We start from the raw sequence: 15,908 nt of genomic DNA on the forward strand, positions 1-15,908 counted from the left end.
CCCCCCCCCCCCCCCCCCCCCCCCGCCATTCTATTTGGCGTTCTCAAATATCCGGGTTATCAAAGACCTGCCCGCAATGTCGGGCACCATCAATGATCGTAGGGGGTCAATATCATGGATTTCATTATCGCAATCATCATGGGCGGCGTGATCGGCTGGCTGGCCAGCATCGTGATGCGTACCGATGCCCAGCAAGGCATCTTCCTCAACATCATCGTCGGCTGTATCGGTTCGATCCTCGGCCGCTTTCTGTTCGGACAGTTCCTGGGCGGCGGTCATCTGCGCGGCAACGCCTTTGATCCGATGACCCTGCTCACCGCCTTCATCGGCGCGGTCGTGCTGCTCGCCATCGTCAACCTGGTGCGCCGCGGACGCGTCCGCTGAATCGATAACACCGGCGCCGGGTCGATCGACCCTGACCGGATCACAGGGTGGCTCGCCGTCAGGCGCGCCGCCCTTTTTCATGTCTGTAACCACTGGAAATTGGGGCCGTACCCGCCTAAGACCCGCGCGCCCGGGGGCCAGGCGCGGGGACCGGTTTTGGCCTCTTGCAAGTGGTGGTTTAATTGGGTAATACACCTAATACGGGATTTCGGTCCTGTCGTGCGGCCCTGAGGGGGCGGAGCGCTGTCGCGCTTGCCGCATCGGATGCCGCTTGAGGCAGGGAGGATTTCGGCGTGAACTACGAGCGGAAAGTGGATGTGATGGACAGCCTCGCGGGTTCGACCCAGAGCTATTATGACGAGGCGGACAGCCGCCGCAAACGGACGCGCCTGATCATCGCAGTGGCGCTGATCGTGCTCGCCCTGGCAGCGACTTGGTACGCATTCAGCTCGAGCAAAGACGGTGCCGCGGGCGCTGGCGGTGCGGCAGGCGGCGCAGGCGCCGCAGCGATGCCGAGCATCACCGTGATGGTGCCGGGCCGCGCGTCGGTTCAGTCGACCATTTCGACCAATGGCACGATCGCGGCACGACGCGAAATGCCCGTCGGGATCGCGGGCGAAGGCGGGCAGGTCGTTCGCGTGCTGGTCGAGCCCGGTCAGTGGGTCGGTGCCGGACAGCCGCTCGCGATCATCGATCGTTCGGTGCAGACACAGCAAGCGGCAAGTCTCGCCGCCTCGATCCGCGTGGCGCAGGCCGACGCCGATCTGGCGCAAGCGGAACTGGCGCGTGCCGATGCGCTGGTGTCGCGCGGTTTCATTTCGAAGGCAGACATGGACCGCAAGCGCGCCACCCGCGACGCAGCGAACGCGCGCGTCCGCGTCGCGCAAGCCCAATATGCTGAGGCGCAGGCGCGCAATGGCCGCCTGAACATCGTCGCCCCCGCGGCTGGCCTGGTGCTGACGCGCGGCGTCGAACCCGGTCAGATCGTCGGCGCCGGCAGCGGCGTCTTGTTCCGCATGGCGCGCGGGGGTGAGATGGAATTGCTGGCGCAGATGGCCGAGGCCGATTTGCAGCGCGTGCGTGTCGGAACGCGCGCGACGATCACGCCCGTCGGCAGCAACCTGAACGTCGAGGGTCAGGTCTGGCAGGTGTCGCCGGTGATCAACCCCGAAACGCGGCAGGGAATGGTCCGGATCGCGGTGCCGTACAGCGCCGCCCTGCGCCCCGGCGGTTTTGCCGACGCGCGGTTAATTTCGGGCACCGACGAAGCCCCGCTGCTGCCAGAAAGCGCCGTCCAGAGCGGCCCCGAGGGCAATTATGTCCTGATCGTCGATAACAAAGACACCATCCAGCGCCGCGCGATCAAGGTTGGCACCGTCACCGATGACGGCGTGTCGATCGCTTCGGGGCTTACCGGCCAGGAAAAAGTGGTCGTGCTGGCAGGCGCCTTCCTGAACGTCGGCGACAAGGTGAAGCCGGTGATCCAGAAATCGTCGCAATAATCCTTCCCGATAGCGTGCGCACAAAAGGCGTTTGAATCATGAGCTTTCGCAACATTTCCGCCTGGTGCATCCGCAATCCGGTGCCGCCGATCGTCATGTTCGTGCTGTTGCTGCTGGCCGGGATTGTCAGTTTTAATCGGATGGACGTCAACGATAATCCGGACATCGAATTTCCGGCGGTGCAGGTCATCGTGGTCCAACCCGGTGCCGCGCCGACGGAATTGGAGACGCAGGTTACCCAGCGCGTCGAAGCGGCGGTACGCGGCGTCAGCGGCGTCGACGAAATGTCGTCTTATGTCAGCGAAGGCAGCAGCCGCACGATGGTGCAGTTCGCAATCGGCACCCCGATCGACCGCGCTTATAACGACGTGAATCAGGCGGTTCAACAGATCCGCAGCGACTTGCCCGACGGGATTTTGGAACCGCAAGTGGTACGCGTCGACATCGCCGGTGGCCCGATTACCTACTTCGCGGTCGAGGCATCCGACATGACGCTCGAACAGCTGTCATGGTATGTCGATAATACGGTCGCGAAAGATTTGCTCGCAATCCCCGGCATGAGCCAGGTCCGCCGTTCTGGCGGGGTCGATCGCGAAATTCGCGTCATCCTCGATCCCGCGCGCATGCAAAGCTATGGCCTGACCGCGAGCCAGGTGAACCAGCAGCTGCGCCAGACCAACGTCAACGCCGCGGGCGGCCGTACCGAAATTGCCGGCTCCGAACAGGCTGTTCGTGTGCTGGGTAACGCCGCCAACGCGTTGGACCTTGGCAACTCACGCCTGTCGATTGGCAATGGTCGCACCGTGCGCCTGTCCGACGTCGCCAAAGTAACCGACGGCTATGCCGAACAGCGCAACCTGGCGAAGATTAAGGGCCGTCAGGTGCTCAGCTTCTCGATCGAAAAGGCCAAGGGCGCGTCGGACGTCACCGTCCATGACGAGACGATGAAAAAGCTGGCTGAGATCAAGAAGACGAACCCCAAGGTCGACTTCAAGATTCTGTTCACGCGCACCGAATATACCAAGGAACAATATCGCAGTTCGATGCTCGCGATGGGCGAGGGGGCGGTTCTCGCCGTCATCGTCGTGTTCCTGTTCCTGCGCGACTGGCGCGCGACGCTGATTTCGGCGCTGGCGATTCCCTTGTCGGCGATCCCGACCTTCTGGTTCATGGACCTGATGGGCTTTTCGCTGAACAGTCTGTCGCTGCTCGCGCTTAGCCTGGTCGCGGGGGTGCTGGTCGATGACGCGATCGTCGAGATCGAAAACATTGTCCGGCACATGCGCATGGGCAAAACCGCCTATCAGGCGTCGATCGACGCCGCTGACGAAATCGGCCTCGCCGTCGTCGCGACAACGATGTCGATCGTTGCGGTGTTCCTGCCGGTGGCGCTGATGCCCGGAATTTCGGGGCAATTCTTTGTCCAGTTCGGGATGACCGTGGTGTTCGCGGTGCTCGTAAGCCTTGCGGTCGCGCGAATGATTACGCCGATGATCGCCGCCTATTTCCTGTCGGCGCAAGGTGAGCAGGAGCATGCGGCGGGGCCGTGGGTCGATCGTTATGAACGACTGCTGGCGTGGACGCTCGACAGCACCAAGCAGCAGGCAGTGCGCGCGCGTTATGACGGAACACGGACCCGGATCGCCTTTCTGGCGGTACCGCTCGTTCTGGCAGGACTCTATGTCCTCTATTCGATCTTCTCATACTTCCAGCCCGTTCCTGCGGGGCAGGACGGCCCGAATCCAGCGATCCATTTCCTGGTGCTGACGCCGCTCATGGCGATTGTCACCTTCCTTGCCACCGGTCTGCTTGCCATTCTGATCGGCGCTGCCGTCTATGCGATGGGGATGCGTCAGTGGTCGTTCACCCATTGGGCAAAGTTTATGGTCCAGCGGGCTTGGGCGCGGCTGCACGATCACCGCGTTTGGATCGTCGGCATCGGCTTGCTCGCTTTCCTGTCCAGCATCGGCTTGTTCATGGTTCTGCCGCAGCAGTTCCAGCCGACGACCAACAGCGATTATAGCCAGGTTCGTTATGAACTGCCGCCCGGTTCGACCCTGTCGCAAAGTGAAAACATCGCGCGGCAGATCGGGGAAGTCCTCGACAATAGCCCGGTCGTGCAAACTGCTTTCTATGACGTCAATGTCGGCGGCGGGAATGGCTTTATCACGCTCAAGAAAGATCGCGAGATAACCAGCGTCGAATGGGAACGCAGTCTGCAATCCAAGCTGGCCGCGATTCCCGATGCGCGCGTCAATTTCCAGAGCCAGTCGGGCGGCTTTTCAGGACGCGACATCACGATGGTGATCGGCGGCGATGATCCGGTCGCGCTCGAAAAACACGCCCGCACGATCGTGGCGCAGATGGGCGGGGTGAAGGAACTTCGCGCGCCGCGGATCGAGGGTGATATTCCGCGCCCTGAAATCATCGTCAATCCGCGCATGGACCTCGCCGCCGAACTCGGCGTGACGACGGCGTCGCTCAGCCAAACGATCCGTATCGCGACCTTGGGTGACATCGACCAGAATGCGGCGAAATTCTCGCTGTCCGATCGCCAGATTCCGATCCGGGTGCTGCTGTCCGAAGATTCACGCCGTAGCCTGGCGACGATCGAGAATCTGCCGGTGCCGACGTCGCGCGGGACCACCGTGCCGTTGAAGTCGGTCGCCGAAATCGGGTTCGGGGCCGGGCCGACCGAATTGCGCCGCTATAACCAGACGCGGCGCATCGTCATCGGTGCCGACCTGGCGCCGGGGCTGGTCACCGGCGACGCGCAGAAGAAGATCGACGAACTGCCCGCGGTTAAAGAGATGCCGCAGGGAATTCGCAAAGTCGTGCAGGGCGACGCCAAGTGGCAAGCCGAATTGATCACCAACTTCCTGATCGCCGTGGTGTCGGGGTTGTTGCTGGTGTTCTCGACGCTGGTGCTGCTCTATCGCCGTTTCCTGTCGCCGCTGGTCAACATGTCGTCGCTGCTGCTCGCCCCGCTTGGCGGGCTGCTGGGCCTCGCGATCACCGGCATGGAAATCTCGATGCCGGTCTATATCGGGCTGCTCATGCTGCTCGGCATCGTCGCCAAAAATTCGATCCTGCTCGTCGATTTTGCGATCGAGGAAATGGATCACGGGGTCGGCAAGATGGACGCGTTGCTCGATGCCGGTCGCAAGCGCGCCCAGCCGATCGTGATGACCACGGTCGCCATGGTCGCGGGCATGGTGCCGACGGCGATTTCGCTGTCGGGCGATGGCGCATGGCGCGCGCCGATGGGCGTGGTCGTGATCGGCGGCCTGATCCTGTCGACGCTGCTGACGCTGCTGATCGTTCCCGCGGGCTTCAGCCTCGCCGATAGTGTGGAGAAACGGCTGGGTCGGTTCTTCTCGCGCAATCTGCTCACTTATGAGGAAGGCGACGATACCAAGCCCCATGGCGCGCCTGCCCCGCAACCGGCCGAGTGATCGGGCGCGGCCAAATGTGCCGCCTCGGTTGCAACTTTTGCGGCGCTTCGCCATTTTAGGCGCATGATGGACAAGATTTCGACCCCGGACGAGACCGGAAGCGCCCACCCCCTGGGGGTGGGCGTTGCCGTTCCGACCGGCGGACTGAACATTCGTGTCGTCGCCACGGGCATGCTGGGGCTGATGGCGCTGGTGTTCATCACCGCCAAATTTTATCAGGACGTCCACCCCGCGGTGGGTTTTGTGCGCGCTTTTGCAGAGGCAGCGATGGTCGGCGGGCTCGCCGACTGGTTCGCGGTCACCGCTTTGTTCCGCCACCCGATGGGCATCCCGATCCCGCACACCGCGATCGTGCCGCGCAACAAGAACCGTATCGGCGATACGCTGGCGCGCTTCCTGCTCACCAATTTCCTGCTGCCGCGCCTGATCGCGCGCAAGATGCAGACGCTCGATGTCGCAGGCGCCGTCGGTGCCTTTCTGTCGCAACCCGCCGAGGGCGGCGGGCGACTCAAGATCGGCGCGTCGCGGATAATCGCCGACGCGCTGGGGGCGCTCGACCAGCAGCGCCTTGGTGGAATGGTCAAATCGGCGATCGCCGACCGCCTGCGCGAACTCGATGTTGCACCATTGCTGGGACAGGCATTACATGCCGCGCTGGCCGAGGGGCGGCACCAGCCATTGCTCGATGCGATGGTCAAATGGGGATCGAAGACGCTCGAACTCAACGATCACCTGATTCACCAGATGGTTCACGATAATTCGAACGCGATTGTCCGTTTCACGGGGCTGGACGAAAGCATTTCCAACCGTATCGTCGCGGGGCTGTCGAAGCTGCTCAGCGAAATGGCAGTCGATGAGACACACCCGCTGCGCATCCGCGTCGAGGAAGGGCTCGCCAAAATGGCGCTCGACCTGCAGCACGACCCCGAAGTCAAAGCCAAGGTCGCCAAGGTCCGCGACGAGCTGCTCGAAAACAAAGCGGTCAAACGTTGGCTCGACGGTTTGTGGGAGCAGGGCCGCGGCGCTCTGCTCAAGGCGGCGCGCAATCCCGACACGATGCTGGCGGGGCGGATCGGCGAACTGGTGACCCAGTTTGGTGCGATGCTGGGTGAGGATGCCCATATCAAGCGCACGCTCAACCGCTATGCCCGCCGCGCCGTGGTCGGCGTGGTCGACAGCTATGGCGAAACCGCGCTCAAGCTGGTGTCGGACACGATCCGCGGCTGGGATGCGAAGACGATCACAGACCGGCTGGAAAATGCGGTGGGAGACGATCTGCAATTTATCCGGATCAACGGGACGCTGGTTGGCGGACTGGTAGGGGTGTTGATCCACACGGTGGATGTGTTGATTTAGTCCGTCGCCCCCGCGAAGGCTATGAGCAGCTTAGCAACCCCTCCCGAAAACTCGGATAGCGCGGCGTCCAGCCGAGCAACCGTTTCGCCTTCCCATTCGCAACGCGCCGGTTCTCTGCGTAAAAGGCGCGTGCCGCTGGCGACAGGTCTGCCTCTTCCAGCGTTTGCAGCGGCGGCAGCGGTGCGCCCAGCATTGCACATCCCCACTCGACCAGCCGGTTCTGGTGGCAAGGTTCGTCGTCGGCGAGGTTATAGACCCCCGCCTGTCCGCGAAATGACGCGATTACGCCGCCTGCGATGTCGTCGACATGGACGCGGCTGAACACCTGATCGGGCAGGTCGATCCGGTGCGCGCGGCCTTCGCCGATGCGATCGAGGATCGAGCGGCCGGCGCCGTAGATGCCGGGGAGGCGCAAGACGGAGACATCGCCGCGCAGCGCTTGCCACGCAGCGTCCGCTGCGTTGCGGTCGGCGCGGCGTCCTTTGATTGGCGCGCTTTCGTCAACCCATGCGCCGCCCGCATCGCCATAGACGCCGGTCGAGGAGAAATAGCCGACCCATGTTGCGGGCGCGATCGCGATGGCATCGCCATAGCGCGCCAGCACCGGGTCAATGCCAGCGACCGGCGGCACTGACGACAGGATATGCGTCGCCGAGCGCAGCCCCGCGAGCACCGCGCCCTCGTCGGCAAAAGCAATGCTGTCGCCGCGCCGGTCCTGCGTCGTCCCGACCACATCCCACCCGCGCGCGCGCAGGCGGTCCGCAAGATGGCTTGCGGCATAGCCCAAACCGAAAATCAGCATTTGACCCATCGCCCGCCTTATTGCGCGCCCCGCGCCCCGCGCCTAGACCCAAAACATGACCGATGCCTCTTCCACCCCCGCCGTTCCCGTCACCATCCACCGCGGCGATTATCGCCCGCCCGACTGGCAGGTGCCCGACGTCGCGCTCGATTTCGCCTTGGCAGTCGAAGCGACGCGTGTTGCCGCGGCGCTGTCGGTCGTCCGCCATGCCGATGCGCCGACCCCGCTGGTGCTGCGCGGCGACGGGCTGACTCCGGTTGCTGTGCGTGTCGACGGTGAAGTGTGGAATGACTGGCGCATGGACGGCGCCGACATGATCGTCGATATCGGCGAGCGCACCGCGGCGACGGTCGAGATCGACACATTGATCCATCCCGCGTCGAACACCCAGCTCATGGGGCTTTATGCGTCGAACGGCATGCTGTGCACCCAGTGCGAGGCCGAAGGGTTTCGCCGGATCACCTTTCACCCCGACCGCCCCGATGTGCTCAGCCGCTACAAGGTGCGGATGGAAGGCGACAAGGCGGCATTCCCGATCCTGCTGTCGAACGGCAATTGCATCGCCAAGGGCGATGGCGCGGGTGGCAATCATTGGGCGCTGTGGGAAGATCCGTGGCCGAAGCCGAGCTATCTCTTCGCGCTGGTCGCGGGCGATCTGGTGGTCAACCGCGACAGCTTCACGACGATGTCGGGGCGCGAAATCGAACTCGGTATCTGGGTCCGCGACGGCGATCTCGATCGCACCGGACACGCGATGCAGGCACTGAAGAACAGCATGGCGTGGGACGAGCGCGTCTATGGCCGCGAATATGACCTCGACCTCTTCAACATCGTTGCGGTCAGCGATTTCAACATGGGGGCGATGGAGAATAAAGGGCTCAACGTCTTCAACACCCGCTACATTCTCGCCGACCCTGACACCGCGACCGACGTCGATTATGACGGGGTCGAGGGGGTCGTCGCGCATGAATATTTCCACAACTGGTCGGGCAACCGCGTCACCTGCCGCGACTGGTTCCAGCTGTCGCTGAAGGAAGGTTTCACCGTCTATCGCGACCAATGTTTTTCGGCCGACATGGGTTCGCCCGCGGTCAAGAGGATCGAGGACGTCCGTCTGCTCCGCGCCGCGCAATTCCCGGAGGATGCGGGGCCGCTGGCGCACCCGATCCGCCCCGACAGCTTTCAGGAGATCTCGAACTTCTACACCGCGACCATTTATAACAAGGGCGCCGAAATCATCCGCATGATGGCGACGATGGTCGGTGCCGAACGCTTCCGCAAAGGCACCGACCTCTATTTCGATCGCCACGACGGCGAGGCCGCGACGTGCGAGGATTTTGTCCGCGCGATCGAGGAGGGGGCGGGCATCGATCTAACGCAATTCCGCCTGTGGTACAGCCAGGCGGGGACGCCGCGCCTGACGCTGTCGCTGGCTCAAGAGGGCGGCGATTGGGCGCTCGACGTGACGCAAACGGTACCGCCGACCCCGGGGCAAGACGACAAGCAACCTATGATGATGCCGCTGAAGCTCGCGGCCTTTGCCATGGACGGCAGCGGCGCGGCCTTGCCCGAAACGCTGGTTACCCTGACCGGTGCGACGCAGCGCGTGCCGCTCGGCGCCTTTGCGGCGCGCCCCGCGCTGTCGATCAACCGCGGATTTTCAGCGCCGGTGATCGTCGATTTTGCGCGCGCAGACGGCGAGCTGGCGTGGCTCGCCGCGAACGACGATGATCCCTTTGCGCGGTATGAGGCGTTGCAGCAACTGATGCTCGATACGCTGGTCGCCGCGGTGTCGGGCCAAGCGCGCGGCGGCCAAGCGGTCATCGATGCGATCGGCCAGACGCTGGTGGGCGCAGCGACCGACCCCGCGTTTGTCGCCGATGCGGTGCTGCTGCCCAGCGAAGCCTTTATCGGCGACCAGATGGTGACGGTCGACCCCGACGCGATCCGCCGCGAACGGCTGGCATTGCAGGCCGTGATCGGCACCGCACTGGATAGCCAATGGCGCGCGATTCTGGCGGGCGCGGCGCCGCCCGCCACCGACCTGTCGCGCAAGGCCAAGGGCGGCCGCCGCCTGCGCGGCGTCGCGCTCGCCTATCTGGCGGCGACGGCGACGGACGATGTGCCGGCGCTGGCGTTCCGGATTTTCTCCGACGCCGACGGCATGACCGAACGGCAGGCGGCGCTGGCGACGCTGGCGCATGGCAACAGCGACGAGCGGGTGGCGGCGCTCGACATCTTCTACCAACGCTATCGCGACAACCCGCTCGTGCTCGACAAATGGTTCCAGGTGCAGGCGTGGTCGCTGCGCGCCGATACCGTCGATACGGTGAAGGAACTGGCGCAGCACCCCGACTTCGCGCTGGCCAATCCGAACCGGGTGCGGTCGCTCTATGGTGCACTCTCGGGCAATCAGGCGGCGTTCCATCAGGCCGATGGCGCGGGTTACCGCCTGATCGCCGATCTGGTCATCGCGCTCGACCCGAAAAACCCGCAAACGTCGGCGCGGATGATCCCCCCGCTCGGCCGCTGGAAGCGCTTCGACGACGCGCGCGCCGCGATGATGAAGGCTGAGCTGGAACGGATATTGGCGCAGCCAGGGCTGTCGCGCGATGTAACCGAGCAGGCGAGCAAGAGTTTGCTGGGGTAGGGTGTAGGGGCAGCTTTGGGGCGGCGGGTTCGACGGGTCGCCGCAACATGCTCAGTTCCCGAGCCACCCCGTAACCTCACCCGCCACCTTGTTCGCGGCGCGCGTCAGCGCTTCGCCGACCAGCTTGGCCTCAACCTCGCCCCCGATTGCTTCGCGCGCTTCGAAGCGGCGCTGGCTGACCGTTTTGCCGCCCGCGGCGACCAGCATCGCCTGATAGACGACGACCGCTTCGCCGGTTCGCGCATCGACGCCGAATTCCATCAGCTGCCCCGCGAGCTGTTCGCCCGGCGCGGTCAGATATTGCCCCTCGTCGAGCACAACGCGCGATGTGCTGGCGGAGACGGTTTCGGACACCAGCCGTTGGAACAGCCGGTTCGGGGCTTCGACCCACTGCGCGTCCTTGACGTAAGTGACGCTGCTATTGTCCTGCTGCACCGGGATGCGCGTCGTGCGCAGTTTCTGCGGCGCGGTCGGGATCAGGATCGTCAGCGTCGAGGCGTCGGCGGCGGTGCGCGCGGCGCCTGCCGATGGTGCGGCCGCTGCGTCGAGGGTGAGCAGGAAGGACGGGGTCTTGCCGCCAAGGCCGATGCACGCCGACAGCGAGACGGCGGCGGCAGCGACGAGCAGCGGCGTGCGGAGGCGGCGGAAACGATTGGGCATGGCGGGCTTGGTCCTCATTGCTTGTAATCGGGCAGCTTGCTGCCGCCCAGGACGGCGCCCGCCCCTTGCTGGTCGAGCTTGTCGGTCAGGCTGGATAGCGAGGCCGAGGTCCGACGCAAATCGCGGATCAGCGCATTGGCTTCGGGGATCGTCGTCTGGCTGAAGGTCTGCAGGCCCGGCCGCGCATCGGCAATAGCGCCTTCGAGCGTCTTCATCGATTCGTTGGCCGAGGCGAGCGTGTCGCGAAGGTTGCGCATCGCCGGATCGACATTGCGGTCGATCGTTCCCTGCGTTGCGGCGGCCAGATTGCCGATCTGTTCGGCGGCGACCCCGGTTTGCTGGATCGCGATGCGCGTGTCGGCAAGCGCGCGTTCGATGGCGGGGCCGTTGCGGGCGAGGATCGCGGTCGAGGCTTCGACATTGTTCAAAATGCCGCGCATGCTCGCCTGGTTCTCATCATCGGCCAGCTCGGCCAAGCGTTCGGTCAGCGTCGACAGGCGCTGGAGCAATTGCGGTGCGGTGTTGAGCAGTTCGCCCAACCCCCCCACACGCGTCGGAATCACGGGCTTGCCGGCTGGCCCCTTGTCGGTGATCGGCGGCGCGCCCTTGACCGCTCCGTCGAGCGAAATCTGCGAGACGCCGGTAAAGCCGACGCCCTCTATCGCGGCGGTCGTGCCTTGCAGCACCGGGACGCCCTCGTTCACCTCGATGCGAACGCGGACGAATTGCGGGTCGTCGGGCCACAGCGCAATTTCGCGCACCTGTCCCGACGGGACGCCGGAGAACTGAACCGCAGACCCCTTGTTAAGCCCGTCGACCGATTGTTTGAAGAAGACGTCATATTCGCGCTTCTCCCCGCCGCTGTCGTTGGCCAGCCAGACGATGAAAAAGGCGAGCGCGGCGGTAAAGAGCAGGACAAAGCCGCCGACGAGGACGTTGTTCGAGCGAGTTTCCATCAGCTGTTCCTATCGCGGCTTCGCGGTTTGGTTCCCGCCCGCCGCAGCGCGACCACGCGGTCCGTTGAAATAATCCTGTATCCAGGGATGCTCGGTGGCAAGCAGTTCCGGGATCGTGCCGACCGCGATCACCTTTTTCTCCGCCAGCACTGCGACGCGGTCGCAGGTCGCATAGAGCGAGTCGAGGTCGTGGGTAATGAGGAAGACGGTGAGCCCCATCGTGTCGGCCAGTTCGCGGATCAGCTCGTCGAACTTGGCCGCGCCGATCGGGTCAAGCCCCGCGGTCGGCTCGTCGAGGAACAGCAGCGCAGGATCGAGCGCCAGGCTGCGCGCAAGGCCCGCACGCTTAACCATGCCGCCCGACAGCTCGGCTGGATATTTCGGGCCGGCATCGGGTGGCAGGCCGACCATCGCGACCTTGTAGGCGGCGATTTCGTCAAGCAATTTCTGGTCGGTGCGCGGATAAAATTCGCGCAGCGGCACCTGGATATTCTCGGCCACGCTCAGCGTCGAGAACAGCGCCCCGCCCTGGAACATCACGCCCCAGCGGCGGCGCAGGTCGCGCGATTCTTCCTCGTCAGAGATCGTGTCGAGCGTCTTGCCATACACCTCGATTTCGCCCGACGTCGGGGTCTGCAGCCCGATGATCGACCGCATCAGCACCGACTTGCCGGTGCCAGACCCGCCGACGACGCCGAGGATTTCGCCCGACCGCACGTCGAGATCGAGATGGTCGTGGATGATTGTGTCGCCGAACTGGTTGACGAGGCCGCGGATACAGATCGCATTGTCGAAGTCGCCGGGCCGCACCGCGTCGGCGGCGGCGAGCTCCTCGGCAACCTGGTCGTCGATTTCTTCGCTCATCAATTCCATCCGATCGACGAGAAAAAGACCGCGAACATTGCGTCGAGCACAATGACGAGAAAGATTGCGGCAACCACGGCGGAGGTGGTCCGCTTGCCGACTTCCTCGGCATTCTGTCGTACCTGCATGCCTTCGTAACAGCCGGTGACCCCGATCAATATGCCGAACACCGGCGCCTTGATCAGCATTGCCCAGAAATCGGTCATCGGGATGATATCGCGGAGCAGCTGGACATAGGTGACGGGCGGAATGTCGAGCCCGATCCAGCAGAATACCCCGCCGCCGATGATCGCGCAGATGCTGGCGTAAAAACCCAGAAGCGGCATCAATATCGTCGCGGCGGCGACGCGCGGCAGCACGATCGCTTCCATCGGCGAGACGCCGATCGTACGCATCGCGTCAATTTCTTCGGTCAGCTTCATCGTACCGATCTGCGCCGCAAACGCCGAGCCCGAACGGCCCGCGACCATGATTGCGGTCATCAGCAGGCCCAGTTCGCGGATCGACGCGCGGCCGACCAGGTTGACGGTAAACACTTCCAGCCCGAACTGGCGCAGCTGCACCGCGCCCTGCTGCGCAACGACGATCCCGATCAGGAAGGTCATCAGCCCGATAATCGGCAGCGCATCCAGGCCGACGGTTTGGAAGCGGGTGACAATGGCGTGCCAGCGCAGCCGCCGCCGCGCGCGCAGCTGGGTGCCGAGCGCCATTATCATGGCGCCGAAAAATCCGATGATGCCGAGCAGCTCGTTCCACACCCCGACGCTGGCGGCGCCGACCTGTTCGAGCATGCGGGTAAGCGGTGGACGGCGATCGCGGTGGACGCGATATTCGCTCGTGTCGCTGGCCAGCGCATCGAGCAGGCGCTGCGCTTCGGGGCTGGCGCCGGTGACTTTGGCACCATGTTCTTTGACGGTGCGGGTAACGATCCACGCGCCAACGGTGTCGATCCGCTCGAGCGCCGACAAATCGAGCGTCGCGATCGGGCCGAGTGCGTCGAGTCGGGTCGGCAAATCGCCGAGCCGCGCCAGCGTCAGCCGACCGGTGAAGCGGATGTCGGTGCCACCCGCACCCTCGCTTTGTTCGAAATCCGCTCTGGCCACCATCGTGCGGAGGACATTGTCTTATTTGACCCACCGCGGCAAGTTAATCCCGCCCCCTTGGCCCGGGCGCGGCGCGCTTCTATGAGCGGGGGATGGAAACGCCGCCGATCGCCCCGCCGCCAGACTATGCGCACCGTGTGGCGATGTACGACATGGATCGGACAATAACCCGATCAGGGACTTACAGCGGGTTCTTGATTCATGTTGCGCGGCGGCGGCAGCAATGGCGTCTACTGCTGTTGCCGCTCGTCGGGCTAGCGGGAATCGCCTATGGTTTGCGTTTGATCGACCGGTCGCAGTTGAAGGCGATTAACCTGCGGCTGCTGGTCGGTCAGCGCTTTGCCCGCGCCGAAATCGCGCCGCTGGCCGAAAGCTATGCCGATAAGGTGGTGGCGCGCGGGCTCCATCCCGCGGCACTCGAACAGATCGCCGCCGACCGCGAAGCGGGTTACCGGCTGGTGCTCGCGACGGCATCGTTCCATCTTTATGTCGATGCGATCGCCAAGCGGCTGGGCATCGACGATGTGCTGGCGACGCAGCTCGACGAACCCGATGGCGCCGACCATATCCATGCGCGCCTGTCGGGCGAGAATTGCTATGGCGACGCCAAATTCGCGCGGATCGACGGCTGGATGACGGCCAACGCGATAACCCGTGATGCCGCTCATATCCGCGCCTATTCGGACCATGTGTCTGACCACCCGATGCTGCGCTTTGCCGACGAGGCGGTCGCGACGACACCGTCGCGGGGGTTGAAGCGGCTGGCGCCGACAATGGGGTGGCAGGTCGTCGACTGGCGCGGCCGGAAGTAGTTATCCCCTCCGGCAGGTGGGAGGGGAGTTGTCAATTAGACCGCGTCCAATGCCTGCGCGAAATCAGCGATCAGGTCGTCGGCATCCTCGATCCCAATCGAGATGCGGACCAGATTGTCGGTGATCCCCATCAACGCCTTGCGCGCGTCGGGAACCGACAGATGGGTCATCGCCGCCGGATGGCTGGCCAGCGTTTCGGTGCCCCCCAGGCTGACCGCAAGCTTGGCGATCTTCAGCGCGTCGAGGAAGCGGAAGCTTTCCGCTTCGCCGCCCTTGATGAACAGCGAGAAGGTCGACCCGGCGCCGGTGCAATGGCGTTCGAAAATGTCCTTCTGCGATCCCTCGGGCAGGAATCCGAGGTAACCCAGCCCATCGACCTTGGGATGTTCGCGCAGCCACGCGCAAACCTTTTCGGCATTTTCGCCCGCGCGGCTCATACGCAGTTCGACCGTTTCCATCGAGCGCAGCAGCATCCACGCGGTATGCGGGTCGCAGATCGTGCCGATGGTGTTGCGCATCATCCGGATCGGGCCAAGCCAATGTTTTGCGCCCAGCACCCCGCCCGCGACCAGATCGCTGTGGCCACCGGCATATTTGGTCAGGCTGTACAGCACGATGTCGGCGCCATGCGCGAGCGGCTTGGACCACAGCGGGCCAAGGAAAGTGTTGTCGATCGCGATCGGGGGCCGTTCGCCTTCGGCAAAGGCGGCATCGGTCGCGGCGCGCATCGCCTGGACATCGACCAGCGCGTTGGTCGGGTTGGCGGGGCTTTCCAGATAGACCATCGCGACCTTGCCGCCTTGGTGTTCAGCCATTTTCTTGGCGCGGACGAGGATCGCGTCCATCTCTTCGCGCGACGCTTCGGCGGGGAAGTCGACATAGGTGGCACCAAAGCGCGACAGGATACGCGCGATCAGCGTCTCGGTCGCGGCATAGAGCGGACCCGAGTGGACAATGACGTCGTTCATGCTGACATGCGCGAGGAGGAGGGTAGCGATCGCCGACATGCCCGACGAGAAGACCAGCGCGTCCTCGGCCTTTTCCCAGACGCCAAGGCGGGCCTCGAGGATTTCCTGATTCGGCCCGTTAAAGCGGGAATAGACAAGGCCGTCGGCACCGCCGGGGCGCTTGCCGGTAATCCCCTCGAAATGATGCTTGCCCGCCGCGGCACTTTCGAACGCGAAGGTCGAGGTCAGGAAGATCGGCGGTTTGAGCGAGCCTTCGGACAGCATCGGATCGTAACCATAACCCATCATCAGCGTCGCCGGCGACAGTTCGCGCCCGCCGATTTCGGTGACGTCCTGTTTGGGCTTGCGGCGCGGGGTGGTACCGGTGAGGTCGCTGTTGTCGATGGGGGGCATGAA

Annotated in this window: 12 protein-coding genes; 6 read left to right on the forward strand and 6 right to left on the reverse strand. The window is 64.2% G+C overall.

Features of this window, described 5'->3' with window-relative positions:
* The first annotated feature begins 114 nt into the window (after window positions 1-114).
* The 4 genes from K0M74_RS19470 to K0M74_RS19485 all read left to right on the forward strand — a co-directional run bounded on the left by K0M74_RS19470 (window position 115) and on the right by K0M74_RS19485 (window position 6,697).
* Window positions 115-384 carry a GlsB/YeaQ/YmgE family stress response membrane protein gene (locus K0M74_RS19470; RefSeq protein WP_088441227.1) on the forward strand — a complete coding sequence of 90 codons (270 nt, stop codon included), beginning with the start codon at window positions 115-117 and terminating at the stop codon, window positions 382-384.
* 320 nt (window positions 385-704) lie between these two features.
* Complete coding sequence (locus K0M74_RS19475; RefSeq protein ID WP_293976235.1) at window positions 705-1,886, forward strand: efflux RND transporter periplasmic adaptor subunit; 1,182 nt, start codon at window positions 705-707, stop codon at window positions 1,884-1,886.
* 38 nt (window positions 1,887-1,924) lie between these two features.
* Window positions 1,925-5,341, forward strand: coding sequence for an efflux RND transporter permease subunit (locus tag K0M74_RS19480; RefSeq protein ID WP_293976183.1), 3,417 nt, complete (start codon window positions 1,925-1,927; stop codon window positions 5,339-5,341).
* Between the two features lie 171 nt (window positions 5,342-5,512).
* Window positions 5,513-6,697 carry a DUF445 domain-containing protein gene (locus K0M74_RS19485; RefSeq protein WP_293976237.1) on the forward strand — a complete coding sequence of 395 codons (1,185 nt, stop codon included), beginning with the start codon at window positions 5,513-5,515 and terminating at the stop codon, window positions 6,695-6,697.
* Window positions 6,698-6,716: 19 nt separating this feature from the next.
* Here the strand turns inward: K0M74_RS19485 and K0M74_RS19490 are convergent, their stop codons facing one another.
* A complete protein-coding gene (locus tag K0M74_RS19490; RefSeq protein WP_293976185.1) occupies window positions 6,717-7,508 on the reverse strand; it encodes an SDR family NAD(P)-dependent oxidoreductase in 792 nt (263 codons plus the stop codon).
* Between the two features lie 46 nt (window positions 7,509-7,554).
* On the opposite strand from K0M74_RS19490, the gene pepN reads away from it, so the two are divergent.
* Window positions 7,555-10,149: an aminopeptidase N gene (gene pepN, locus K0M74_RS19495; RefSeq protein WP_293976187.1), complete on the forward strand. Its 2,595-nt coding sequence runs from the start codon at window positions 7,555-7,557 to the stop codon at window positions 10,147-10,149.
* 51 nt (window positions 10,150-10,200) lie between these two features.
* On the opposite strand, the gene K0M74_RS19500 is transcribed toward pepN, so the two are convergent.
* The 4 genes from K0M74_RS19500 to K0M74_RS19515 are packed head-to-tail and all read right to left on the reverse strand — an operon-like array spanning window position 10,201 to window position 13,735.
* A complete protein-coding gene (locus K0M74_RS19500; RefSeq protein WP_293976189.1) occupies window positions 10,201-10,809 on the reverse strand; it encodes an ABC-type transport auxiliary lipoprotein family protein in 609 nt (202 codons plus the stop codon).
* Window positions 10,810-10,823: 14 nt separating this feature from the next.
* Window positions 10,824-11,765 (reverse strand): MlaD family protein, encoded by a 942-nt coding sequence (locus K0M74_RS19505; RefSeq protein ID WP_088441221.1) that lies wholly within the window; start codon window positions 11,763-11,765, stop codon window positions 10,824-10,826.
* A gap of 9 nt (window positions 11,766-11,774) precedes the next feature.
* Window positions 11,775-12,629: an ABC transporter ATP-binding protein gene (locus tag K0M74_RS19510; protein ID WP_229667041.1), complete on the reverse strand. Its 855-nt coding sequence runs from the start codon at window positions 12,627-12,629 to the stop codon at window positions 11,775-11,777.
* Window positions 12,629-13,735, reverse strand: coding sequence for an ABC transporter permease (locus tag K0M74_RS19515; RefSeq protein ID WP_293976196.1), 1,107 nt, complete (start codon window positions 13,733-13,735; stop codon window positions 12,629-12,631). The genes K0M74_RS19510 and K0M74_RS19515 overlap by 1 nt, the downstream gene beginning before the upstream one ends.
* 89 nt (window positions 13,736-13,824) lie before the next feature.
* On the opposite strand from K0M74_RS19515, the gene K0M74_RS19520 reads away from it, so the two are divergent.
* Window positions 13,825-14,544, forward strand: coding sequence for an HAD-IB family hydrolase (locus K0M74_RS19520; protein WP_293976198.1), 720 nt, complete (start codon window positions 13,825-13,827; stop codon window positions 14,542-14,544).
* 35 nt (window positions 14,545-14,579) lie between these two features.
* Here K0M74_RS19520 and K0M74_RS19525 read toward each other — a convergent pair whose 3' ends face one another.
* Window positions 14,580-15,905: a cystathionine gamma-synthase family protein gene (locus K0M74_RS19525; RefSeq protein WP_293976200.1), complete on the reverse strand. Its 1,326-nt coding sequence runs from the start codon at window positions 15,903-15,905 to the stop codon at window positions 14,580-14,582.
* Window positions 15,906-15,908: the final 3 nt, after the last annotated feature.

The sequence above is a fragment of the Sphingopyxis sp. genome (genome assembly GCF_019459305.1).
GTDB lineage: Bacteria > Pseudomonadota > Alphaproteobacteria > Sphingomonadales > Sphingomonadaceae > Sphingopyxis.